The sequence below is a fragment of the Sphaerotilus microaerophilus genome (assembly GCF_023734135.1).
GTDB lineage: Bacteria > Pseudomonadota > Gammaproteobacteria > Burkholderiales > Burkholderiaceae_C > Sphaerotilus > Sphaerotilus microaerophilus.
This window is the reverse complement of sequence record NZ_AP025730.1, coordinates 4,694,262-4,718,642: the sequence shown is the minus strand read 5'-3', so window position 1 is coordinate 4,718,642 and position 24,381 is coordinate 4,694,262. Positions and strand designations below refer to the sequence as shown.

The window sequence follows — 24,381 nt, the reverse complement described above, 5'->3', positions numbered from 1 at the left end:
TCGGCCGGGCGTTTTGAGCACATCGACCTGCGGTCCGGCAGGGCCCGGGGCAGCCGGGCAGGGGCTACAACGAAAAACCGCCGGCAAGCCGGCGGTTCGCGTTCAGCCACGGGCCGGGGCCAGGCTCACTGCACGGCCACCTCGACGCGGCGGGCCTGGGCGGCATCGCCGCTGCCGGTCAGCTGCTCGGGCTTCTTCAGCTCGACCTTGTCTTCGGCCACGCCAGCGGCCTTGAGGGCGTCGCGCACCGCAAAGGCGCGCTGCTTGGCGAGTTCCTCGTTCTTGGCCGGGTCGCCACTGGCATCGGTGTAGCCACTGACCACGGCCTTCTTGCCGTCTGCCACGCCCTTGACCACCTCGGCCAGCGCGGTGGCCGCGCCGTCGGCGACGGCCGCCGAGCCGGAGGCGAAGTAGAACTTCACCACGCCGTTCTCGACCTTGATCGAGGCGCCAGTGTCGGCCGCCGCGGGTGCGGAGACCGCCACCGGAGCGTGGACAGCCGCGGCCGGTGCCTTGGCGGCGCCCACCGGCAGCAGCGGCACGATCAGCAGCGCGACGATGTTGATGATCTTGATCAGCGGGTTGACGGCCGGGCCGGCGGTGTCCTTGTAGGGGTCGCCCACCGTGTCACCGGTCACTGCGGCCTTGTGGGCTTCGCTGCCCTTGCCGCCGTGGTGGCCGTCTTCGATGTACTTCTTGGCGTTGTCCCAGGCACCGCCGCCGGTGCACATGGAGATCGCGACGAACAGGCCGGTCACGATCGTGCCCATCAGCAGGCCGCCGAGCGCGGCCGGTCCGAGCAGCAGGCCCACCAGCACCGGCACGACCACCGGCAGCAGGGACGGCACGACCATTTCCTTGATCGCCGCGGTGGTCAGCATGTCGACCGCCTTGCCGTATTCCGGCTTGGCGGTGCCTTCCATGATGCCCTTGATCTCCTTGAACTGGCGGCGCACTTCCACCACCACCGAGCCGGCGGCGCGGCCCACGGCCTCCATCGCCATGGCACCGAACAGGTAGGGGATCAGGCCGCCGATGAACAGGCCGACGATCACCTTCGGGTCGCTGAGGTCGAAGCTGACGCTCATGCCCCGCCCTTCGAGCGAGTGCGTGTAGTCGGCAAACAGCACCAGTGCCGCCAGGCCGGCTGAGCCGATGGCGTAACCCTTGGTCACCGCCTTGGTGGTGTTGCCCACCGCGTCCAGCGGGTCGGTGATGTCGCGCACGCTGGCGGGCAGCTCGGACATCTCGGCGATACCGCCGGCGTTGTCGGTGATCGGGCCGTAGGCGTCCAGCGCGACGACGATGCCGGCCATGCTCAGCATGGAGGTGGCTGCGATCGCGATGCCGTACAGGCCGGCCAAGCCGTACGAGGCCATGATGGCCAGGCAGACGAAGATCACCGGCCAGGCGGTGGAACGCATCGACACGCCCAAGCCGGCGATGATGTTGGTGCCGTGCCCGGTGGTGGAGGCCTGTGCGATGTGCTGCACTGGCGAGTACTGCGTGCCGGTGTAGAACTCGGTGATCCACACCAGCGCGGCGGTGAGCACGAGGCCCACGGCGCAGGAGGCCCACAGCGCCATGGCGCTGGCGGTGGCACCGCCGGTGAGCTTCAGCGGCTCGGGGAACAGCGCGGTGGTCACGAAGTAGAAGGCCGCCAGCGAGAGCACGCCCGCGATCGCCAGGCCCTTGTACAGGGCCGGCATCACGTTCTTCATGCCGGGGCTGGCCTTGACGAAGCTGCAGCCGATGATCGACGCGATGATCGACACGCCGCCCAGCAGCAGCGGGTACACCACCGCAGCGCCCGGCGCGGACACCACCACCAGCGCGCCCAGCGCCATGGTGGCGATCAGCGTGACGGCGTAGGTCTCGAACAGGTCGGCCGCCATGCCGGCGCAGTCGCCGACGTTGTCGCCCACGTTGTCGGCGATCACCGCCGGGTTGCGCGGGTCATCCTCGGGGATGCCGGCTTCCACCTTGCCCACCAGGTCGGCACCGACGTCCGCACCCTTGGTGAAGATGCCGCCGCCCAGACGCGCGAAGATGGAGATCAGCGACGAGCCGAACGCCAGGCCGAGCAGCGGCTTGAGCGTGGCGGCATCGGGCGAGGCCACGCCACCGATGAACATGAAGAAGGCACCCACGCCCAGCAGGCCCAGGCCCACCACCAGCATGCCGGTGATGGCGCCGCCGCGGAAGGCCACGTCCAGCGCCGGACCGATGCCCTTGGTGGCGGCCTGCGCGGTGCGCACATTGGCCCGCACCGACACGTTCATGCCGATGAAGCCGCAGGCCCCCGACAGCACCGCGCCGAGCACGAAGCCCGCGGCGGTCTTGCCGTCCAGGAACAAGAAGATCAGCACCGCCAGCACCACGCCGACGATGCCGATGGTCTTGTACTGGCGCGCCAGGTAGGCCGCGGCGCCCTGCTGGATCGCGCCGGCGATCTCCTGCATTCGCGCGTTGCCGGCATCCTGTTTCAGGATCCAGCTTCGCGACACGAAGCCGTAGAGCACGGCCGCGAGGCCGCAGAGCAGCGCTACCCAGAGCGCTGTAGACGTGGACATGAGGGGTCTCCTTCCTCTAGCAAAAGCCCAAACACGGAACTTGGAACTTCACTCTCCGACGCGCCGCCGCGTTTTCGGTCGGCGCGACCACAGTCACCCATAGCCGCCCAGCGGGGTCGCTGAACCCATGCTAGGCGATGGATTGTGTGAACACAATCACGGGGCAACCCTGTGTAACGAGCTGTACCGTCTGGTGTGCGGGTGCCAGTGGAGCGCGCCAGCAAGGCAGAAGCAAGGCCGCCCCGTAGAATCCCGCGCAGTCCTTGACCCGTCTCAAGCCCCCTCTGTCGAACTACAGCAAGCGAGCAACGCATGAGCCTGCACAACGTCACCCCCGGCGCCAAAGCCCCGGACGAGTTCAACGTCATCATCGAGATCCCGATGAACGGCGATCCGATCAAGTACGAGGTCGACCATGAGTCGGGCGCGCTGTTCGTGGACCGCTTCATGTCCACCGCGATGCACTACCCGACCAACTACGGCTACGTGCCCGACACGCTGGCCGCCGATGGCGACCCGGTGGACGTGCTCGTGATCACCCCGGTGCCGCTGATCCCCGGCGTGGTGGTGACCTGCCGCCCGATCGGCATGCTGCGCATGGACGACGAGGCCGGCGGCGACAACAAGCTGATCGCGGTGCCCATCCAGAAGATCCTGCCGCTGTACAGCTCCTGGAACAAGCCCGAGGACATGAACCCGATGCGCCTGAAGAGCATCCAGCACTTCTTCGAGCACTACAAGGACCTGGAGCCGGGCAAGTGGGTCAAGGTCACGGGCTGGGAAGGCCCGGAAGCCGCCAAGAAGGAAGTCGTCGACGGCATGGCGGCCTACCTGGCCGACAAGAACAAGCAGTGATGCCAGAGGCCGGGCGGGCTGCCCGGCCCGGTCTCACGGTCAAGGGGCTGCTGCGGCAGCCCTTTTCCATTTCTTGGCGGGCGGGTCAGGTGGGCCGGAAGGGCGTGTGCTCGTTCAGCTCATCGACGTAGGCCGCGATGCCCTCGCCTTCGCGGTCGAGGAAACGCGCCACCGCATCGTTGAAAGCCGGGTGCGCCAGCCGGTGCGCCGACCAGGTGGTCACCGGCAGCAGGCCGCGCGCCATCTTGTGCTCGCCCTGCGCGCCCCCCTCGAAGCGCCGCCAGCCCTGCTCGATGCACCACTGCAGCGGCTGGTAGTAGCAGGCCTCGAAATGCAGGCAGTTCACCGACGCCACCGCGCCCCAGTAGCGGCCCCAGGCCACCTGGCGCTCGGCGTCGATGGCCAGCAGCGACGCGGCGATCGGTTGCCCGTCCCGCTCGGCAATGAACATCAGCCAGTGCTCGCCCAGGTCGCGGGCGCTGAGGCGGAAGAACGCCCTTGTCAGATAGGGCGTGCTGCGGTGAGCGCGGTAGGTCAGACCGTAGCAGTGGTGAAAGAAGTCCCAGTCGGCCTCGGTGATCTGCGCGCCACGCCGGACGTGGAAGGTCACGCCGGCCTCGCGCACGTAGCGGCGTTCCTGGGCGATCTTCTTGCGCTTGACGCGCTGCAGGCTCGCCAGGAAGTCGTCGACGTCGCGGTAGGGCGCCGCGGCCGGGTCGTCGACCTGGCGGTTCGACCAGTGGAACTGCACCGTGCGGCGCAGCAGCCAGCCCGCCGCCTCCGCGCTGGCGCGATCGGCCTCGGCCAGGAACAGCAGGTGTGCCGATGAGAGTGACCGCTCACGCATCAGCTCGCCGATCGCCTCCAGCAAGGCCTGGCGGCCGGACTCATCGCGCGCCAGCAGGCGGCTGCCCGGCACCGGCGTGAAGGGCACTGCGCCAAGCAGCTTGGGGTAGTAGGCCAGGCCGTGGCGCTGGTAGGCGTCGGCCCAGGCCCAGTCGAACACGTACTCGCCGTAGGAGTGCGCCTTCAGGTACAGCGCGGTGGCCGCGACCAGCCGGCCATCGGCGGCCTCGATGGTCAGGAAGAGGGGCTGCCAGCCGGTGTCGGCGCAGGCGCTGCCGGAGCGGTGCAGCGCGGCCAGCCAGGCGTGCCGCAGGAAGGGCGTGGGCTCGGGGCTCGCGTCCAGCAGCGCATCCCAGGCGATGGGGTCGAGCGTGTCCGGGCGGTCGTGCAGCCGCACACGCCAGGGCAAGGCGGCAGCGGGCAGCGCTGCGGCCTCGCAGGTACCATCCGTGCCCACCCCGCCGGTTGTGGCCGGCGCCCTGTTGAATCCGTTGCGATCCATCCTGCCCATGTCCTTCGCAAACCCCGTGCGGGTGGCCCTGCTGCAAATCAATCCCACCGTCGGCGACCTGGCCGGCAACGCCCGCCGGCTGATCGACGCGGCCCGGCGTGCCCATGCACAGGGCGCCTGCCTGGCGGTCGCGCCCGAACTGGCGCTGACCGGCTATCCGCCCGAGGACCTGCTGCTGCGCCCGGCCTTCCTGGCGGCCTGTGAGCGCACACTCGCGGACTGTGCCGCGCAGCTGGCCGATCTGTCTGGCTTCCAGCTCGTCGTCGGGCATCCACAGGCGCTGCCCGGGTCGATACCCCCGGGCGATGTTCGCACGCGCTCCTGGTCCGTGCCGGCGTGCGTGAATGCCGCCTCCCTGCTCGGTGGCGGCCGCGTGATCGGCACCTACGCCAAGCGCGAGCTGCCGAACTACCAGGTCTTCGACGAGCGGCGCTACTTCGTCTCCGGCCGCGATGCGTCGGTCGGCGCCTCGTTCGGCCCGCTGGTCTTCGAGGCCGGCGGCCTGCGCTTTGGCCTCAACATCTGTGAGGACGCCTGGTTCGACGAGCCTGGCGATGCCGCCAAGGCGGCCGGCGCGCAGGTGCTGCTGGTGCTGAACGCCTCGCCCTTTCACCTCGGCAAGGCGGTGGAGCGCGAGCAGCGCATGGCCGAGCGCGCCCGCCACCTCGGCCTGCCGCTGCTGTATTCGCACCTGGTCGGCGGCCAGGATGAGATCGTCTTCGACGGCGCCTCCTTTGCCGTCGATGCCACCGGCGAGGTGCGCACGCGTGCAGTCACCTTTGCCGAGACCGAGGCCATCATCGAGTTGCAGCCCACGGCGAGCGGCGTCGATGTGGCCGGCGAGCTGCTGCCGCACCCCTCGCAGGAGGCGCAGGCCTGGGCCGCGCTGGTCACCGGCGTGCGGGACTACCTGGGCAAGAACGGCTTCCCGGGCGCCATCATCGGCCTGTCCGGTGGGGTGGATTCGGCGCTGGTGCTGGCCATCGCGGTCGACGCGCTGGGCGCCGACAAGGTGCGCTGCGTGATGATGCCCAGCCCCTACACGGCCGAGATCTCCTGGGTCGATGCGCGCGAGATGGCGCAGCGCCTGGGCGTGCGCTACGACGAGATGAGCATCGTGCCGATGTTCGACGACTTCCGCGCCACGCTGGCCGCGGACTTCGCCGGCCGGGCCGAGGACGCCACCGAGGAGAACATCCAGGCGCGCATCCGCGGCACGTTGCTGATGGCGCTGTCCAACAAGTTCGGCGCCATCGTGCTGACCACCGGCAACAAGAGCGAGATGGCCACCGGCTACTGCACGCTCTACGGCGACATGGCCGGTGGCTTCGCGGTCATCAAGGACGTGGCCAAGACCCTGGTCTGGCGCCTGGCCAACTGGCGCAATGCGCAGGCGGTGGCCGCGGGCCAGGCGCCGGTCATCCCCGAGCGCATCATCACCCGGCCGCCCTCGGCCGAGCTGCGCCCCGACCAGTGCGACCAGGACAGCCTGCCGCCCTACGAGGTGTTGGACGCCATCCTGTCGATGTACATGGAGCAGGACCGCAGCATCGAGGAGATCGTCGTCGCCGGGTTTGCCCCGGCCGATGTCGAGCGCGTCACCCGGCTGATCAAGCTCAACGAGTACAAGCGCCGCCAGGCGCCGGTGGGCATCCGCATCACGCACCGTGCCTTCGGGCGCGATTGGCGCTACCCGATCACGTCGCGTTTTCGCGCCTGATGCGTGGCCGGTGCTGGCCTCCCCGTCCCAGCCTTCCTCCGTTACTGTTTCCTTCCGCTGCTCCTCCGCGAGGTTCCGCCCCATGTCCCTGTCTGCGATGTCCTCGATGCCCGCCATGTCCACCGCCCACCCGCCTGCCCGCCTGCGCCCTGCCGTCGCAGCCGTTCTGACCCTGGCCGCCTTGCTGAGTGCCTGCGCCACGGTGCCCGGTGGCGGCGTGGAGGCCTCGGCCAGCCCGGCGGCAGCGCCTGGCGCGGCGGCGTCGGCCCCGGCCGGCAAGCCCGCTGCCGTGGCCCAGGCCGGCAACGGCAGTGCCAGGCCAGCTACCGCACCTGGTGCCCCTGCGGCGGCGCCCGCGCCGGGCCAGCCACCCGCCTTCGCGGTGCTGACCAAGGACGCGAAGAAGATCGACGGCCTGCTGGGCGTCTGGCAGAAGGACGAGAAGTTCTGGATCGAGCTGAGCGAGCAGGACTTCGGCGTGCCGCTGTTCCTGTCGCCCAAGATCGCCAGCGGCATCGGCGAGGGCAGCGTGCTCGGTGGCCTGATGGCCAGCCGCTGGGGCGTCTACGGCGGGCCGCAGCTGGTGGAGTTTCGCCGCATCCACAACCAGGTGCAGCTGATCGCGCGCAACACCGACTTCATCGCTCGGCCCGGCACGCCCGAGGCCCGCGCGGTGAGCGCCGGCTTCTCGCCCAGCCTGCTGGCCAGCGCACCGGTCGCCAGCCTGGCGCACCCGGAGCGCCGGACCGTGCTGGTGGAGGCCAACGCGCTGTTCCAGGGCGACCTTCTCGGACTGGGCATGGCGCTGCAGCAGAAGTACCGCCAGGGCTACGCGCTGGATGGGCGCAACACGGCCATCACCACCGTGCGCGGCAAGCGCGATGAGGTGGTGCTGGAGGTGCTGAGCCACTACGCCACGGCGACGATTGCGGTGCCACAGCCGGGCACGCCTGCGGGCGCGCCGCTGCCGACCACGCCGCTGACGCTGCCGGATGCGCGCAGCCTGTTCGTGCGGGTGAACTACTCGCTCACGCGCCTGCCCGACCAGCCGATGGCGGCGCGCGCGGCGGACGGCCGCATCGGCCACTTCGTCGCCACCACCAGCGACTTCAGCGACGACCTGCTGCGCAGCCCGCGTCTGCGCCACATCACGCGCTGGCGGCTGGAGAAGAAGGACCCGGCGGCCGCGTTGTCCGAGCCGGTCAAGCCCATCACCTACTGGATCGACCGCAACGTGCCGCTGAAGTACCGCGACGCGATGCGCGCCGGCATCCTGGAATGGAACAAGGCCTTCGAGGCGGTCGGCTTCAAGAACGCCATCGTGGTGCGCCAGCAGCTCGACGAGGCCAACTTCGACACGCTCGACACCGGCACCGCCTCGGTGCGCTGGATGGTCAACGCCTCGCCGAGCTTCGGCGCGATCGGCCCCAGCCACGTCGACCCGCGCAGCGGCGAGATCCTGGATGCGGACATCGCCTTTGAGAGCCTGTCCTCGCGCGCCCTGCGCAACATCCGCAGCCAGCTGCTGACTCGAACGGCGGCGGACTGGCTGCCGCTGCTGCAGGCCGCCGACGCCCGGCGCGAGGCCGCGGCCCGTGAACCGGCTTCAGCGCATGCCCACGCGGCGGGCGAGGCCTGCCAGCACGCCGACCTGGCCGCCGAGGAGCTGGGCTACGCCCTGGACCTGCTGCAGCTGCGCGACGGACTGGACCCGGCCGGCCCCGAGGCGCAGGCCTTCGTGATGGCCTACATGAAGGACGTGACGATGCACGAGGTGGGCCACACCCTGGGCCTGCGGCACAACTTCCGCGCCTCGCGTGTCTATGGCGAGCGGCAGATCGCCGACCCCGAGTTCGGCAAGTCCCACGCGCTCACCGGCTCGGTGATGGAGTACGCGCCGATCAACCTCGCCCGCCCGGGCGAACGCGAGGCGGCGCCCTTCCAGACCACGCTGGGTCCCTACGACTACTGGGCCATCGAGTACGCCTACCGGCCGATCGCGCCGGCCCAGGAGGCCGCCGAGCTGGCGCGCATCGCCGCGCGCAGTGCCGAGCCCGAACTGGCCTACGGCACCGACGAGGACAACTACCTCGGCATCGACCCCGAGGCGCTGCACTTCGACCTGGGCGACGACCCGGTGGCCTACGCCGCCAAGCGGCTGGAGATCGTGCGGGACCTGTTGGCGCGGCTGGAGCAGCGCTCGCTGGCCAGCGAGCGCGACTATGGCGTGCTGCGCCGGGTGGTGAGCTATGCGCTGCGCGATGTGGGCCGCTCTGCTGGCGTGCTGGCCCGCCAGATCGGCGGCCTGCGCACACTGCGCGACGCCCCGGGCACCGGGCGCGACCCGCTGCAGCCGGTGCCGGCCGAGCGCCAGCGCGCCGCGCTGGACCTGCTGGCGCGCGGCGTCTTCGCGGCCGACGGCCTGAGCCTGTCGCCGGCGCTGCAGCGCCGCCTCGCGCCCGACTTTCTGGAGCGCCGCGACGCACTGGAGGAGGGGGCCGGTTCGGTGGGTACCGACTTCGTACCGCAACAGGTCCTCATCGAGCTGCAGCGCGCCCTGCTGGCGCAGCTGATGAGCGACGGCCTGGCCCAGCGCCTGCTGGACGCGGAATCCAAGGTCAGCGCCCCCGGGCAGAGCCTGCGCCTGGGTGAGCTCTACGGCCGGCTCGACCGCGAGATCTGGGCCGAACTCAGCGGCAAGGGCGACATCGTCGCTGCGCGCCGCGAGCTGCAGCGCGAGCACGTCAACCGCCTCGCCGGGCTGCTGCTGAACCCGCGTGGCCTGACGCGGGCTGACGCACGCAGCTTCGTGCGTGTGCAGGCGCAGGAGCTGCTGGCCCGGCTGCAGGCCGCGGGCAAGCGCACCGGGCTGTCCAGCGAAGCGCGTGCGCACCTGCAGGACAGTGCCGACAGCCTGCGTGAGGCCCTGCAGGCCAAGCTGCTGCGCACTGGCGCCTGACGCGACCACCGGGGCGGGGTGTCGGAAAGGGCGGAGGCAGGTCGCCGGGCGCTGGATCTGCAGCAGCGGGCGCCGCTCTTGCAGATTTCGCCTGCCAGGGGTCGCGCGTTCGCGGGCTTGGGCAACTGGGCGACAGTCGACACAATCGGTTGCATTCCGTTTGCGCAGGAGCGCGTCCCCGATGACCACCCGCCTGTTCACCTCTGCCCGCGCCGTGCCGTCCGAGCCGGCCCGCCTGGGCCGGGGCTTTGCGTTGCTGCTCCTGCTGCTGGCCTTTGTGGCTGGGCTGGGCCTGTACGAACTGCATGCGCTGGGCAGCCGCCAGCAGGCGCAGGCGTCGCTCGACGCTGCGCGCATGCGCCAGGCGCAGGAGCTGCGTGTGGCGATCGGCCAGGCGAGCCTGCTGGTGCGCCAGGCCCTGCTGCCGGCCGACAGCGGCGCCGCCACGGCGCTGCAGCTGCGCCTGGCCGAGGCCCGGGACCGCACGGCGGCACTGGAGCTGGCCCTGCGCAGCCACGCTGGCCAGGCCACCCCCGCCTGGCTTGCCAACCAGCTTGACGAGCTGGGCAGCGCGCGCAGCCAGACCGTTCAGCTCTACGCCGAGGCCCTGCAGCAGTCCCGCGACGGCCGCCAGCCGGAGGCGCTGCGCACCCTGGCCACCCGGGCCGAGTTGGCCGAGGCCCGTTGGCAGGGCCAGGCCGACGAGCTGCTGCGCCAGCTGGACCTGCAGGCCCAGGCTGCTCAGGTGCAGGCCCAGGAAGCCCGCCAGCGCCAGCTGCTGCAGTTCTTTGCCTGGAGCCTGTCGGCCCTGCTGCTGGGGGCGGTGCTGGCCTGGTCGGCCGTGCAACGCCTGCGCGAGCTGCTGGAGCGTGGCCTGCGTACCGTCGCCAGCGAGGCGCCCACGACGGCGGCGGTGCCGCGCAGCGCGGCGGCAGCGGTTGCCGATACGCCGCCGGCTTCCGCTCCAGGTCGCGGGGCGCGTGCCGGTGCTGGTGTGCCGTTGAACCCGGTGCAGCCGCGTGCCGACCGCATCCAGGGCACGCTGCAGGCATCGCGCCGTGGGGCTGCCGAGACCACGGGTGACGGCGCGGCCTTCGACCGCCTGGCCGGCTCGCTGACGCGGGCGGGCAGCGAGGCCATGGCCCCTGCGCCGCGCCCGAAGGCCTCGCCTGTTGCCGCGGCGGCTGCCGATCCGGCAACCCCACCCCTGGCGGGTGTGGGCTCGGGCCTGCCGACGTCGCTCTCCAGCGGTGACCTGCCGCCGGCTGCCGTGCCGGATCGCCCGCGCGAGGAGGTGGTGCGCGACGCGGTGGCCGCGGCCACCCGCGGCGGCCTGGTGGTCTCGCAGGTGGTGGCCAACATCGAGGACATCGGCGCCACCGGCCGGCGCATCGCCGAGACCGTCGCGCTGATCGACAGCATCGCCTTCCAGACCAACCTGCTGGCGCTCAATGCGGTGGTCGAGGCCGCGCACAGCGAGGCGCGCAGCGGGGCGGTGCTGCCGGGCGCCATCCCGGGAGCGGCCCGCGTGCCGAGCGCCACCGCGGGAGCCGCGGCCGACGTGCGCAGCCTGGCCCAGCGGGCCACCCAGGCGGCGCGCGAGATCAAGGCGCTGATCACCGCCGGAGCCTCCGCCAGTGGCAGCTCGCCCACGGCCAGCGGCCTCACCGCGGCGCTGCAACAGGACGCCAGCCAGACCATGGATGCGCTGCTGACCTCGGTGCAGCAGGCGGCCGAGCTGGTCACGCAGGTGCGCCGGGCGGCCGAGTCGCAGGCCCCTGCAGCGGCCGTCGCGGAGTCGATGGAGCAGCTCGACCGCATGCAGCGCAACCACACGGCGCTGGTCGAGCAGAGCGCCGCCTCGGCCGAGTCCCTGCGCCTGCAGGCCGAGCGGCTGCAGAAGGTGCTGGGCGCCTTCAAGCTGCTGCAGCAGACCCAGCAGGCCGCCTGGGGCGCGCACACCGCGATCCGCAGTGCGAGCGAGCGCTCGCGGCAGCCCGACAGCGGCTTCGGCGGCCTGGTCAAGCCAGGCGACGAGCCGCCCGCGGGCGGCGGCTGGACGTCGTTCTGAGCTTTGCCCGCCTGGTGCGGGCGCAAGAGCGGGCCGCTCAGCGGTCCTTCTTCAGCGCGCAAGTCGGCACGCTGGCGTCGCCGAGCACGTACAGCGTCAGCACGCTCTTGGCGGCGATCGTGAGGCTGTCGGTCCAGTGGCGGCTGTTGCACAGCTGCGTGCTGCCGGCATCGGCGGTCATCAACGAGCCGGTGCTGGCCGCGACCAGCGCGTAGCTGGAGGCGCCGCCGGCGGTGATGCCGCTGGCGATATCGAGGTAGTCCAGCGTCAGCGAGAGGCCGGTGCCGAGGTTGTAGACCCCGTTGACCAGCCGGACCTTGGCCTGCGAACTGCTCGTGGGCAGGCGGTTGTTGTCGCTGATCACCGCCAGCGCCGGTGCGGCGGACGAGCCGTGCACCAGCAGGGTCACGTCGGCGCCGGCTGCCAGTGACAGGGTGGTGGTGGCCAGGCGGCTGCCGTTCACGCGCACATCCAGGGCCTGCGCACTGCCGGCGCTCACCTGTACGTAGGCGCCCACCGAGGGTGAGGCCGTCGCGCTGGTCAGCGTGCTGCTGCCGACCACCGCGCTGTGGCTGGCCTTGTCGGTCGTGCCGGCGACCAGGCGCACGCGGGCCTGCGTGTTGGTCAGCACCGTGGTCGAGCCGCCCTGCGCCACCAGCAGCGCATGCACCAGCACGCCGCCGTCGCTGGGCGTGACCAGCAGCGTGACCACCTGGGCGCTGCCCAGCGACAGGCCGGACAGGTCCAGCCTCACGTCGGTGCTGTCGCCTGCCCCGGTCACGCGCAGCCGCCAACTGCTGCCCGAGCTGAGCTCGACATAGTCGCTGATGCCCGAGGCCGCCACGCTGGAGGCCACCGGGCTGGTGTCGGTCAGCACCGTGCCGGCATCGGTCAGGTAGACGTCCAGGCTGCCCGCATCGGTGGCGGTGTTGAACACGCGCACCTTGGTCACGCCGCTGGAGGGGGCCTCCTCGTCGTCGGTCAGCAGGGCGGTCTTCAGGCTGCCCTCCCAGCCATAGGCCACCAGGGTGTAGTCGGTGTCCTTGGCCAGCGTGCGGTCCGTCGACACCAGGTTGGTGGCCGTGCCACTGCGCCGCACGGCCACGGTGTGGCTGTCCGTGTCCAGGCTGACGTAGCCGCCCGCGCTGCCCGTGGCCACGTCCGAGCTGGACTCGCTGCTGTCGACGTACAGGTCCAGCGAGGCATAGCCCGGGCTCGCGTTGAGCAGCCGCAGGTGGGCGTTGCCGGACTCATCGGCGGTGCCGCAGGCGCCGAGCAGCAGCGCGCAGCCGGCCAGCAGGGCGCCGCCAGCGCGGCGCAAGAGCGCACGCCGCCAGGTCGACAGGGGGGAAGTGGCAAGGGGCACGGACTCTCTCCATTCGGTTCGTCAATGGCCGTGCATCGTCCGCCAACGGTGTGGCGCCCTGCTTGCTGGCCCGTGCCCGAAAGTGTAGGAGCTGTGTCGGGGACGTTGCTCAGGGGCGTTGCACGGGGCGCCTCAGATCGCCTGGGTGCGCTGCTCCAGCCAGGCCAGGGCATCGCCGTTCACATGGGGTGCGATGCGCCGGCGCACCTCGGCGTGATAGCCGTTGAGCCACTGCCGCTCGTCCTCGTGCAGCAGCGCGGGCTCGATGCAGCGGGTGTCGATCGGGCAGAGCGTGAGCGTCTCGAAGGCCAGGTACTCGCCGAATTCGTCGGGGCAGCCGACCGAGACGTTGTGCACCAGGTTCTCGATGCGCACGCCCCAGCGCCCGGGCCGGTACAGGCCGGGCTCGATCGAGGTGATCATGCCGGGCTGCATCGCCATCGCCGGGTCCGGGATGGCCCGGGCGATGGTCTGCGGCCCCTCGTGCACGTTCAGGAAGTAGCCGACCCCGTGGCCGGTGCCGTGGCCGTAGTCCAGCCCGGCCTCCCACAGCGGCGCACGGGCAATGGCGTCCAGGTGAGGCGCCAGCGTGCCCGCCGGGAAGCGCGTGCGGCTGAGCGCAATGGTGCCGCGCAGCACGCGGGTGTAGTCGGCCTTCTGGGCCGCCGTGGGCGTGCCGATCGGCCAGACGCGCGTGATGTCGGTGGTGCCGCCCAGGTACTGCGCGCCGGAGTCGATCAACAGCAGGCCCTCGGCCACCAGGCCCTCGGGCGTGGAGATCTGCGCGTGCGACTCGGGCAGGGCGCGGTAGTGCGGCATCGCGCCGTTGGCGTTGAAGCCGGCGATGGTGGAGAAGCTCAGCGAGACGAAGCCGGGCTGCTTCGCGCGCTCGGCACTCAGGCGCTCGTCGATGGTCAGCTCGCTGATCGCCGCGTGCCCCAGCGCAGTCTCCAGCCAGGCGTAGAAACGGCACATCGCTGCCCCATCGAGTGCCATCGCCTCGCGCACGAAGGCGATTTCCGTCGGCGTCTTGCGGCTCTTGGCTGGCACGCTGGGGTTGAGCGCCTCGATCACCTTCACGCCCGCCGGCACCGCCTGGCGCAGGCCGAGTGTGACGCGCCGGGGGTCGAGCAGCAGCACCGCGCCCGCCGGCAACGCCGCCAGGGCCGCGCGGGCCTGGGCGTAGGGCGCGAGCACCAGGCCGTCGGCGTGCAGGCGCGCGGCGAGGTCGGCGCTGATCTTGCCCTCGCCGACGAACAGCGTGCCGCCCTGGGCATCGAGCAGCAGGTGGGCCAGGAAGACGGGGTTGTACTCGACGTCCGAGCCGCGCAGGTTGGTGATCCAGGCGATGTCGTCCACCGTCGAAACCAGGTGGTGGCTGACACCGCGCTCGGCCATCGCGGCACGCAACTGCGCCAGCTTGGCCGGGCGGGCGACTGCGGCCTGCGGCGGCAGGTGCTCATAGACCGGCGCTGCGGGCAGTCCCGGGCGGTCAGGCCAGGCCTCGTCGAGCAGGTCGAGGTCGGTGCGCAGCGCCACGCCGCGGGCGCTCAGCGCGTCACGCAGCTGCTGGGCGGCGGCCAGGCCGAGCACGGCGCCATCCGCCGCGACCGTGGCGCCCGGTGCGACCTGCGAGGCCAGCCAGTCGATGTGATGGGTCGCCACTGCCGTGGGGATGCGCACCAGCGCCGCGCCCGTGCCGGCCAGCTCGGCCTCGGCCTGCGACCAGTAGCGGCTGTCGGCAAAGACCAGCGCCGCATCGGGCGTGACCACCAGCGTGCCCATCGAGCCCGTGAAGCCGGAAAAGCGCTGCCGCCCCTGCCAGCGCTCGGGCAGGTACTCGGACAGGTGCGGATCGGCCGAAGGCACGAGCAGCGCCGCCACGCCGTGGCGGTGCATCACGAGGCGCAGGTCGGTCAGGCGCTGGCGGATGGGGGCGGTGCGGGTGTCCATGGCGCGGGAGGAGTGGGCGGCGAAGCGCGAATTCTGACAAGCAACGGTGCTCATCCGGCCGGTGTCGCGTGCATGCCCTTAGAGTTTCTGGCTGAGATCCATCAACAGGGAGTCGAAGTCATGAGCGTATCCAGATACTTGACCATCGGGGTGGCTAGCCTGCGACGGCAGGTGCCCGTGTGGTCAATGGGTGTGGTCCTTGCACTGACCGGTTGCGGTGGTAGCGGGGCCGACCCGGCGGCTGCGCCGGTCGAGCTCGCGACCGTCGTGACGCTGGACCACGGTGGCTTCCGCTTGCGCTACGACTGCGCCGCGAATACCACTCTGCGATTCGAGTACCTGCTGGGCACCGACACCGGGCAGGCTGCGCGCACCGATCTGTTCACGTTGAATGACCCTGCTCTTCCGGCAGGTTGTGGCCAGCAGCTCAGCGCGGGAAGCTACTGGAGCGTGCAGCCCGGCTGGGACCGGGGCCACCTGGTGACGGCCAACCACATGGACGCCACGGATGAGCTGATGGCGGCCACGTTCCACATGACCAACATCGTGCCGCAGCGGTCCCTGCTCAACCAGGGCATCTGGCAGCAGACGGAAGAGATCGCCGAGTGCCATCGCGACCTGGCACCGGTGCAGGTGGTGGGGGGCGTGGTGTACGACGATGTGGCCAACGATCATTTCGTCGCCTCGCACGGCATCCGCACGCCCGACTGGTTCTGGAAGGTGCTGGTGACCACCGATGCCGCCGGTGCCGTCCAGGTGATCGCCTGGCTGATCCCGAACCGGGACGACTTGGCCGGGTTGGACGCCTACCTGGTCAGCGTGGCGGAACTCGAAGCCCGGGTGGGTGCCGGGCAGGTCGATCTGCCCGGCATGAGTGCTGCGGTGAAGTCAGGCCGGCCAGCCGTTTCGTGGCCGCTGCCCACGGGCTGCGGGCTGGGCTGAGCGGGTGGCGCCGCCCTGATGGAATCAGGGCCCGCCTTCAGCTGCCGCCGAGGCGCCGCTGCACCAGCCGGATGTGGCCGCGCAGCGCGTAGAGCTCCTCGGCGTGCGACAGCGGCACCGGCAGGCGCTCGACGCGGGCGTCCAGGTCATTCAGCTCCGCCAGCAGCTGGGCGGTGTCGTCTGCGCTGCGGTTGGGGGCGCCAGCGCGCTCCTCGATGTCGCGCAGGCTGCCGTACCAGCGGAAGATGCGCGAGCGGATGCGGAAGGTGTACAGCGGCGGCACGATGCGTGACAGCGGGATCAGCAGCGCGGCGATCGACACCAGCACCACCCACATCCGGTCCACCAGGTTGGCCACCCAGAAGGGCAGGTAGCGCTGCAGCAGCGGCGCGCCCGACTCGTAGAAGCGCTGCGCCTCGGGCGCCAGGGCGTAGTCGCTCGCGCCCATCTGCGGGAACTCGTTCTTGTGCTGGAACCAGTTGGCCTCGCTGTGGATGCGCCGCGCGGCCTGCACCAGCAGCTGCTGCAGCGCCGGGTGGGTGGCTTCGCGCACGACCAGTGTCGCGGTGGGTGCGACCAGGCGCACGTCCTGCGCTGGCAGGTCCTGCGCCAGGTCGACCACGCCGCGCGGCAGGCTGATCGGCTGCACCTGCGGCACGCGGCGGGCGTAGGCCTCGGCCTGGGCGAAGTCGAGCAGGCGGATGCCGGGGGTGATCAGCAGCATGCGCACCAGCGGGGATTCGGGCGCCGACACCAGCGCCATCGCGTCGATGCTGCCTTCCAGCAGCGCCACCACCGCGGGTGTCGGCTCCAGCCGGCCGAGCTGCATGCGGCGCGTGTCCAGGCCGTTGGCTTCGAGCAGGCGGCGCATCAGGTTGGTGACGCCGCTGCCCTCGTGCCCGATGTTCAAGCGCCAGTCGGCCAGCTGCGAGAGGCTGTCCAGCGTGGTGCGGCCCAGCGCCGCCTGCGCGGCGGCCTCGCGGTAGAACACCCACACCGGTTCGCGGAACAGGCTGCCCAGGCTGAGCAGGCCCTCCGGCGCCTCTTCCTCGTCCAGCCCGCGCAGGGCCTCGGCACCACCTTGCACGAAGGCCGCGTCCACCTTGCCCTCGCGCAGCAGGCGCAGGTTCTCCAGCGAGCCGCGGCTGGGCAGCAGCTGCACCTCGATGCCGTCCTTCTTCAGCGTGTCGCGGTAGCGCTTGCCGAACTCGGCGTAGGCGCCCTGCTCGGGGCCGGTGGCCAGCAGCATGCGTCGCGGCGGGGTGGGGTCGAGCAGCCAGTAGGCGGCCACGATGGCGGCCAGCGCCAGCAACAGCACCGGCCCGCCGGTGACGAGCAGGTCGCGCACCGACAGCAGGGTGGATCTCAGCTGGTGGATGGCGGCGCGGGGGGCACGCGCGGCGCGGCGGGGCAGGGCAGACATGCCCAGAGCTTAAGCCAGTCGTGTGTTGCAGTGCAGCGAAGTGTGTCCGGCGGGTGCCAGCGCCATCGAACGGCTGCAGCGCTCAGGCCGGCCCGCCCGCCGCCGCGGCCGGCACGGGTTGCCGGCTGCGCCACCACAGCTCGGCGCTGAACACCGCGCAAGCGCACCAGATCAGCGCGAAGCCCTGCAGCCGCGCACCGGCGAAGGGCTCATGGAACAGCCACACCGCCAGCAGCCACTGGATCGTCGGGCCGATGTACTGCAGCATGCCCAGCACGCTCAGCGGGATGCGCCGCGCTCCCGCAGCGAAGAGCAGCAGCGGCACGGCGGTGACCGGCCCGGAGGCGATCAGCAGGGCCTTCAGGTCCAGGTCGGCGCCCGGGAAGGCCGCCAGCCCCTGGCCGGCGGCCCAGAGCAGGCCGGCCAGCGCCAGCGGGCCGAGCAGCAGCGTCTCCAGCGTCAGTCCCTCCAGCGCGCCCAGCGGGGCGGTCTTGCGCACCAGGCCGTAGCTGGCGAAGCTGGCGGCCAGCACCAGCGACACCCAGGGCAGGCTGCCCAGCTGCCAGGTCATCCACAGCACGCCGGCGGCGGCCAGCGCGACGGCGGCCCACTGCGCCGGGCGCAGCCGCTCGCCCAGCACGAGCCGGCCGGTCAGCACGTTGGCCAGCGGCGTGATGAAGTAGCCCAGGCTGGCCTCCAGCACCCGGCCGTGGTTGATCGCCCAGATGTAGACGAACCAGTTGACCGACAGCAGCAGCGCCGACAGCGCGAACAGCCCCAGCACCCGCGGCGCGGTGACCGCCGGCCGCAGCCAGGCCCAGCGGCGCAGCCCGGCCAGCAGCAGGAGCAGGAAGCCCACCGACCAGACGAAGCGGTGCGCCAGCACCTCCAGCGGGTCCACCGCCGCGAGCAGGCGGAAGTACAGCGGGAACAGGCCCCAGAGGAAGTAGGCCAGGGCGGCGTAGGCGATGCCGGATTGCACGGGGGAGGGGCGCCCATTTGATGGGCGGCCGAGGTCGGCGGGTGCGCACTGTAACCGGGAAGCCGGCAGGGCCCCTGCTTGACGAACTTGTCCACCGACTTGTGCAGCGGCCTTGCCTGTCAAGCACTGGGGATAACTTTGTGCCGTTGTGGATGGCTGCGTGAGGCCGTCCTCGGGCCGAATGGCTCCACATCCGCCGTGCACAAACCTGTGGAAAGCCGCGGGACGCTGCTCGCCAGCCCGCGCCAGCGTTGATCCCGCCTTGGAGTGCCCCAGGATGAGGCAGGTGCCCCTGCCATGGGGCGGCCTGGGGTGAAAGGGGTGGTTGTCAACGCCGGATGCGTTGTTTTTGCACTGCACAAAACCCCTGGCGTGCGACTTCGCACGGTGGAAAACCACGCTGTCATCGGCGTTCCACATTTCAGGGGGATAAGGTTGTGGAAAACCCTAGGATGCTCCTGCCAACACCGCGCCCCGCCTCGGTGCGGGGTTGGTTGCTGCATCCTGAGGCAAAGCGCAGGCGGGCCCCGCTTCGGTGCAGAGGCGGTCCGCAGGGGTCACGGTTTTTCGTCTTCGGGCGCGAGGCAGCCCTTGCTGTGTTCGCCCCAGTGGTTCCAGGGCAGGCCGGCCTTCTTCCAGCCGTTCACGTCGCGTTGGGGCGCCCTGGTGACCCTTTTCATAGGCAGTCTGCGCGCCTGCGTTGCGGCTTCAGCGCCACCTGACATCGGGTCCGGAAACGGCGAGCGCGGCTGTGCGGGTGTCGCCACAATCGCTGCCGTGTCCCAGCCGCACCCGCCTTCCACTCCCTACGCCGCCCTGTGCAGTCACGATGCCCGCTTCGATGGCCGGCTGTTCGTGGGCGTCACCTCCACCGGCATCTACTGCCGGCCGGTGTGCAGGGTGCGGCTGCCCCGGGAGGTGAACTGCCGCTTCTTCAGCCACGCGGCGGCGGCGGAGGCGGGCGGCTTCCGGCCCTGCCTGCGTTGCCGGCCCGAGCTGGCACCGGGGCTGGCGCCGATCGACATGCCTTCGCGCCTGGCCTGGGCGGCGGCGCAGCGCATCGAGGCGGGCGAACTGGACGAGGCCGGCCTGGAGGGGCTGGCACGTCGGCTGGGCATCAGCGACCGGCACCTGCGGCGCGTCTTCGGTGAGGCCTTCGGCGTCACGCCGGTGGCCTACGCCCAGACCCAGCGCCTGCTGCTGGCCAAGCGGCTGTTGGCCGACACGGCGCTGCCGGTCACCGAGGTGGCGCTGGCGGCGGGCTTCGGCAGCCTGCGGCGGCTGAACGCGCTGTTCCGCTCCCGCTATGGCCTGGCGCCGGGTGACCTGCGCCGCGGCCGTGAGGTGGCCTCCGGTGGGGCGGAGGAGGTCCTGTCGGTGGAACTGGCCTTTCGTCCGCCCTTCGACTGGCCGCGGCTGCTGGCCTTTCTGGCGGCACGCTGCGTGCCCGGCGTGGAGACAGTCGAGATGGGGGTCGAGGCGCCGGGTGCCGAGGCGGGTACAGGCCTCTATCGGCGCACGCTCGCGTTGCGGGATGGCTCTGGGCGGGAGCTGCGCGGCGGGCTGGCGGTGAGCCTGGCACCCCGCGGTGACGCGCTGCGGGTGCAGGTCAGCACCGGCCTGCTGCCCGCCCTGCCGGCGGTGCTGGCGGGTGTGCGGCGCCTGTGCGACCTGGGTGCCGATCCCGCCGCGGTGGCCCAGGTGCTCGGCCCACTGGCGGCCGATGCGCCCGGGCTGCGTGTGCCGGGCTGCTTTGATGGCTTCGAGATGGCGGTGCGCGCGGTGCTGGGCCAGCAGGTGACGGTGCGGGCGGCGCACACGCTGGCGGGCCGGCTGGTGGCGGCGCTGGGCGAGCCGGTGCACGCAATTCGGCCGAACTTGCCGGGGCTGACGCATGTCTTCCCGTCCGCGGCCCGCGTGGCGGACGCCTCCGCGGACGAACTGGGTCGCCTGGGCATCGTGCGCCAGCGCGTCGTGGCCCTTCAGGCGCTGGCGCGCTCGGTGGCCGACGACCAGCTGGACCTGGGGCCGGCGGCGGACGTGGGCGCGACGATCGAACGTCTCAAGGCCCTGCCGGGCATCGGACCCTGGACGGCCCAGTACATTGCGCTGCGCGCGCTGGCCTGGCCCGACGCCTGGCCCAGCGGCGACGTGGCGCTGATCAAGGCGCTGGACGCCCGCGATGCCCGCCACGCCGATGCGCTCGCCGAGGCCTGGCGGCCCTGGCGCGGCTACGCCACGCTGCACCTGTGGCGCCGGGTGGCCGAAGGCGCTGCCCCCTGGATTGCCTGGAAGGAGGTGACATGACCGCTGCAACGACTGTCTGGACCCGCTGCGCCACGCCGCTCGGCCCGATGGTGCTGGCCGCGGACGCCGAGGGTGTGATCGGCGCCTGGTTCGATGGCCAGAAACATTTCGACGGGCCCGAGCCCGATTGGGGGCGCGACGATGCCCACCCGCTGCTGTGCGAGACGGCGCGGCAGCTGGAAGCCTGGTTCGCCGGCCGCCGCACCGGCTTCGACCTGCCGCTGGCGCCGCGCGGCACGCCCTTCCAGCTCGCCGTCTGGCACGAGATCGCCCGGGTCGGCCAGGGCCGTACCCGCAGCTACGGCGAGGTGGCGCAGGCGGTGGGCCGGCCCACCGCGTTCCGGGCCGTGGGCGCGGCCACCGGGCTCAACCCGATCAGCCTGATCATCCCCTGCCACCGCCTGGTGGGGCGCAACGGCGCGCTGACCGGCTACGCCGGCGGGCTGGACCGCAAGCGCGCGCTGCTGGCCTTCGAGGCCGGACAGCCGGCGCTGTGGGCGGACGCTACTGCGGGGGTGGCCGCTTGAAGCCGCGTGACCTGACCGACCTGCTGCTGCTGGCCGCGCTGTGGGGCGGCTCCTTCCTGTTCATGCGCTACGCGGCACCGGCCTTTGGTGCCGCGCCGCTGATGTGGCTGCGCGTGGCGATCGCCAGTGCCTGCCTGCTGCCGCTGCTGATCTACAAGGGGCAGGGGCGCGAGCTGACGTCGCGGGCCGCGGTGATGACGGTGATGGGCGTGACCAACTCGGCGCTGCCCTTCGTGCTGATCGCCTGGGCAACGCTGTCGATCACCGCCGGGCTGGCGGCGATCCTGAACGCGACGACGCCGATCTTCACCGCCATCGTGGCAGCGCTCTGGCTGCGCGAGCGGCTCACCGTCGTGCGCCTGGTCGGCCTGCTGCTGGGACTGGCCGGTGTGGCGGTGCTGGCCGCCGACAAGGCCGATTTCAAGCCCGGCGGCAGTGGCTGGGCGCTGCTGGCCAGCCTGGCCGCCGCGGTGAGCTACGGCTTTGCGGCCAACTACGCGCGGCGCCACGTCACCGGCGTGCCGGCCCTGGTCAACGCCACCGGCTCGCAGGTGGCGTCGGCGCTGGTGCTGGCACCCTTCGCCTGGTGGCTGTGGCCGGCTCAGCTGCCCGGCCCGCTGGCCTGGGGCGCCGCGCTGGCGCTCGGCGTGGGCTGCACCGCACTGGCCTACCTGCTGTACTTCCGCCTGCTGGCCCGTGTGGGCCCGGCCCGGGCGGTGACGGTGACCTACCTGGTGCCGCTGTTCGCCACCGTCTGGGGTGCGCTGCTGCTGGACGAGGCCTTCACGCTGCGCATGGCGGTGGGCGGCGCCATCGTGCTGACGGGCACCGCCCTGGCCACCGGGCTGTGGCAGCCGGGGCGGCGAGCAGGCTAGCGACTGCTCATTCGCCCGAGATCACGCCGCGGCGGAGTTGGTCGCGCTCCATGCTCTCGAACAGCGCCTTGAAGTTGCCTTCGCCGAAGCCCTCGTCGGCCTTGCGCTGGATGAACTCGAAGAACACCGGGCCGAGCAGCGTCTGGCTGAAGATCTGCAGCAGCAGGCGTTTTCCACCGTTCGCCGTCGAGCCGTCGAGCAGGATGCCGCGGGCCTGCAGCTCGCTGACCGGCTCGCCGTGGCCGGGCAGGCGCTCGGCCAGCATCTCGTAGTACACGTCGTTGGGTGCGGTCATCAGCGGGATGCCGGCCATCTGCAGCGCATCCACGCTGGCCAGCAGGTCGTCGGTGAGCAGCGCGACGTGCTGGATGCCTTCGCCGTTGAACTGCATCAGGAACTCCTCGATCTGCCCGGTGCCCTTGCCGGACTCCTCGTTCAGCGGGATGCGGATCAGGCCATCGGGCGCCGTCATCGCCCGGCTGGTCAGGCCGGTGTACTCGCCCTGGATGTTGAAGTAGCGGATCTCGCGGAAGCCGAAGATGCGCTCGTAGAACGAACCCCAGAACGCCATGCGGCCGCGGTAGACGTTGTGCGTCAGGTGATCGACCATCCGGAAACCGTGGCCCTTGGGGCGCCGGCTGGCTGGGTCGGCAAACTCGGGCAGGAACTCGAAGTCGATGTCGTAGATCGAGGCGCCGTCCTCGAAGCGGTCGATCAGGTACAGCGGCGCGCCGCCGATGCCCTTGATGGCCGGCAGCTTCAGCTCCATCGGTCCGGCGGGGATGTCCACCGGCTGCGCGCCCAGCTCCAGCGCGCGGAAGTAGGCGTGGTGCGAGTCGCGCACCCGGAAGGCCAGCCCGCAGGCACTGGGCCCGTGCTCGGCGGCAAAGTAGCCGGCCACGCTGCGGGGCTCGCGGTTGACGATGAAGTTGATGCCGCCCTGGCGGTAGAGCAGCACGTCCTTCGAGCGGTGCTTGGCCACCAGGGTGAAGCCGAGCTGCTCGAACAGCGGCTCCAGCACGTTGGGGGTGGGCGAGGCGAACTCGACGAACTCGAAGCCCATCAGGCCCATGGGGTTGTCGAACAGATCGGCCATGGTGATCTCCTGGCGACCGCGTGGGTCGCGTTGGGGGTGCGCGGGCTGCAGCGATGTGAGCGGCCAGCACACCCGCCCGGCCTGCCAGGGGGCAGCGCCGGGTTGCGATGTCAATGAAGCGAGGGAGAGGGGGCAGGGCGGCCGGCTCGCATCGAGGCGGCGCCCGGCGTTCAGCGGCCGGCCTGGGGCGGCGCGCCGGGCACGCCGCGCACGCTGCGGGCGAGGTGGTCGCCGAAGACGAGTTGGTAGCCGAGGACGCCGATGCTGGTCATGGTCGGAGGTGTGCCCGGCCGGGAGCGGCCAGGACAGGCGCGACTGTAAGGCCGAATCGGCAGCGGCGGGAGCGGGTCCACCCGCAGTTGTCGGGGCGGCGGGGCGGCGGGGCGGTACCGCAGGTCAGTCCGCCATCTTCTCGCCCATGCGGATCGAGCCGCCCGGTGTCCACTGCGGGTTGAAGCGCAGGCCCTTCTTGCCCGCCTTCGGGGTCTTCGGGAAGAGCATCACCACGGTGGAGCCGAGCAGGAAGCGGCCCATCTCGTCACCCTGGCGCAGGTCGATCGGCTCGGCCTCACCGCGGTAGTCCCAGTCGCGCACCGTGCCCGGGCGCGGCGGGTTGACGATGCCGTGCCAGGCCGTGGCCATGCTGCCGACGATGGTGGCGCCCACCAGCACCATCACAAAGGGGCCCACGAAGGGGCCGTCCTTGCCCTCGAAGACGCAGACCACCCGTTCATTGCGGGCGAACAGCCCCGGCACGCCGCGCGCCGTGGTCGGGTTGACCGAGAAGAGCTCGCCCGGCACGTGGATCATGCGCAGCAGCCGGCCGTCGCAGGGCATGTGGATGCGGTGGTAGTCGCGCGGGCTGAGGTAGAGGGTGGCGAAGGAGCCGTTCTCGAAGCGTGCCGCCAGCTCGGCGTCGCCGCCCACCAGGGCGCGGGTCGAGTAGCTGTGGCCCTTGGCCTGGAAGATCTGGTCGCGTTCGATGGCGCCGAACTGGCTGATCGCGCCGTCCACCGGGCAGATCAGCCGTCCCTTCGCCAGCGGGCGGGCGCCGGGCTTGAGCGCGCGGGTGAAGAAGTCGTTGAAGCTGAGGTAGCGGGCGATGTCCGGCTCGGCCGCCTCGGCCATGTCCACGCCATAGCGGCCGACGAACCAGCGGATCACTGCGGTGGTCAACCCGCCGGCCTGGGCTCGTGCGAGTGAACCGGCCAAGCGGGTGAGGGCCAGCTTGGGCAGCAGGTACTGGGGTAGGACGGCAAGGCGATCGGACACGGATTCTCCACAACGTGCACGGCAGGTGCATCAGGCTGAGTGTATCGGCGCATGACCTTGCGCACTGGAGGGTTCTCTCGGTCCCGCGCTGCCGCGGGGCGCA

General features: G+C 71.5%; 17 protein-coding genes. 8 read left to right on the top strand and 9 right to left on the bottom strand.

Features of this window, described 5'->3' with window-relative positions; all coding sequences use genetic code 11:
* Positions 1-125: 125 nt before the first annotated feature.
* Positions 126-2,573, bottom strand: coding sequence for a sodium-translocating pyrophosphatase (locus NGK70_RS20130; RefSeq protein ID WP_251970257.1), 2,448 nt, complete (start codon positions 2,571-2,573; stop codon positions 126-128).
* 312 nt (positions 2,574-2,885) lie between these two features.
* Between NGK70_RS20130 and ppa the strand changes: the two genes are divergently transcribed.
* A complete protein-coding gene (gene ppa / locus NGK70_RS20125; RefSeq protein ID WP_251970256.1) occupies positions 2,886-3,428 on the top strand; it encodes an inorganic diphosphatase in 543 nt (180 codons plus the stop codon).
* Between the two features lie 85 nt (positions 3,429-3,513).
* Here ppa and NGK70_RS20120 read toward each other — a convergent pair whose 3' ends face one another.
* Positions 3,514-4,776, bottom strand: coding sequence for a GNAT family N-acetyltransferase (locus tag NGK70_RS20120; protein ID WP_251970255.1), 1,263 nt, complete (start codon positions 4,774-4,776; stop codon positions 3,514-3,516).
* A 7-nt stretch (positions 4,777-4,783) separates the two neighbouring features.
* On the opposite strand from NGK70_RS20120, the gene NGK70_RS20115 reads away from it, so the two are divergent.
* From NGK70_RS20115 to NGK70_RS20105, 3 genes are all read left to right on the top strand, one after another.
* Positions 4,784-6,505, top strand: a complete 1,722-nt coding sequence (locus NGK70_RS20115) for an NAD+ synthase (protein WP_251970254.1) — start codon at positions 4,784-4,786, stop codon at positions 6,503-6,505.
* An 82-nt stretch (positions 6,506-6,587) separates the two neighbouring features.
* Positions 6,588-9,464, top strand: coding sequence for a zinc-dependent metalloprotease (locus tag NGK70_RS20110; RefSeq protein ID WP_251970253.1), 2,877 nt, complete (start codon positions 6,588-6,590; stop codon positions 9,462-9,464).
* A gap of 181 nt (positions 9,465-9,645) precedes the next feature.
* Positions 9,646-11,535: a methyl-accepting chemotaxis protein gene (locus NGK70_RS20105; RefSeq protein WP_251970252.1), complete on the top strand. Its 1,890-nt coding sequence runs from the start codon at positions 9,646-9,648 to the stop codon at positions 11,533-11,535.
* A 37-nt stretch (positions 11,536-11,572) separates the two neighbouring features.
* Here NGK70_RS20105 and NGK70_RS20100 read toward each other — a convergent pair whose 3' ends face one another.
* Complete coding sequence (locus NGK70_RS20100) at positions 11,573-12,901, bottom strand: DUF4397 domain-containing protein (RefSeq protein ID WP_251970251.1); 1,329 nt, start codon at positions 12,899-12,901, stop codon at positions 11,573-11,575.
* A gap of 132 nt (positions 12,902-13,033) precedes the next feature.
* Positions 13,034-14,854 (bottom strand): aminopeptidase P family protein, encoded by a 1,821-nt coding sequence (locus NGK70_RS20095; protein ID WP_251970250.1) that lies wholly within the window; start codon positions 14,852-14,854, stop codon positions 13,034-13,036.
* Positions 14,855-14,866: 12 nt separating this feature from the next.
* Here NGK70_RS20095 and NGK70_RS20090 point away from each other — a divergent pair, with 12 nt between their 5' ends.
* On the top strand, positions 14,867-15,796 hold the full coding sequence (locus NGK70_RS20090) for a DNA/RNA non-specific endonuclease (RefSeq protein WP_251970249.1): 930 nt from the start codon (positions 14,867-14,869) through the stop codon (positions 15,794-15,796).
* Between the two features lie 37 nt (positions 15,797-15,833).
* On the opposite strand, the gene NGK70_RS20085 is transcribed toward NGK70_RS20090, so the two are convergent.
* The 3 genes from NGK70_RS20085 to NGK70_RS26395 all read right to left on the bottom strand — a co-directional run bounded on the left by NGK70_RS20085 (position 15,834) and on the right by NGK70_RS26395 (position 18,881).
* A complete protein-coding gene (locus NGK70_RS20085; RefSeq protein WP_251970248.1) occupies positions 15,834-17,219 on the bottom strand; it encodes a TAXI family TRAP transporter solute-binding subunit in 1,386 nt (461 codons plus the stop codon).
* An 82-nt stretch (positions 17,220-17,301) separates the two neighbouring features.
* The gene (rarD, locus tag NGK70_RS20080; RefSeq protein WP_251970247.1) at positions 17,302-18,201 is read right to left on the bottom strand and encodes an EamA family transporter RarD; all 900 of its coding nucleotides are present in this window, start codon (positions 18,199-18,201) and stop codon (positions 17,302-17,304) included.
* Between the two features lie 557 nt (positions 18,202-18,758).
* Positions 18,759-18,881, bottom strand: a complete 123-nt coding sequence (locus NGK70_RS26395; RefSeq protein ID WP_256490697.1) for a hypothetical protein — start codon at positions 18,879-18,881, stop codon at positions 18,759-18,761.
* 97 nt (positions 18,882-18,978) lie between these two features.
* Between NGK70_RS26395 and NGK70_RS20075 the strand changes: the two genes are divergently transcribed.
* The 3 genes from NGK70_RS20075 to NGK70_RS20065 are packed head-to-tail and all read left to right on the top strand — an operon-like array spanning position 18,979 to position 21,910.
* Positions 18,979-20,508 (top strand): AlkA N-terminal domain-containing protein, encoded by a 1,530-nt coding sequence (locus NGK70_RS20075; protein ID WP_251970246.1) that lies wholly within the window; start codon positions 18,979-18,981, stop codon positions 20,506-20,508.
* Positions 20,505-21,035 carry a methylated-DNA--[protein]-cysteine S-methyltransferase gene (locus NGK70_RS20070; RefSeq protein ID WP_251970245.1) on the top strand — a complete coding sequence of 177 codons (531 nt, stop codon included), beginning with the start codon at positions 20,505-20,507 and terminating at the stop codon, positions 21,033-21,035. The genes NGK70_RS20075 and NGK70_RS20070 overlap by 4 nt, the downstream gene beginning before the upstream one ends.
* Positions 21,032-21,910: a DMT family transporter gene (locus NGK70_RS20065; protein ID WP_251970244.1), complete on the top strand. Its 879-nt coding sequence runs from the start codon at positions 21,032-21,034 to the stop codon at positions 21,908-21,910. The genes NGK70_RS20070 and NGK70_RS20065 overlap by 4 nt, the downstream gene beginning before the upstream one ends.
* 7 nt (positions 21,911-21,917) lie before the next feature.
* Here NGK70_RS20065 and hppD read toward each other — a convergent pair whose 3' ends face one another.
* Both hppD and asd read right to left on the bottom strand, forming a co-directional pair.
* The gene (hppD, locus tag NGK70_RS20060; RefSeq protein WP_251970243.1) at positions 21,918-23,006 is read right to left on the bottom strand and encodes a 4-hydroxyphenylpyruvate dioxygenase; all 1,089 of its coding nucleotides are present in this window, start codon (positions 23,004-23,006) and stop codon (positions 21,918-21,920) included.
* Positions 23,007-23,402: 396 nt separating this feature from the next.
* A complete protein-coding gene (gene asd / locus NGK70_RS20055) occupies positions 23,403-24,278 on the bottom strand; it encodes an archaetidylserine decarboxylase (protein WP_251970242.1) in 876 nt (291 codons plus the stop codon).
* Positions 24,279-24,381: the final 103 nt, after the last annotated feature.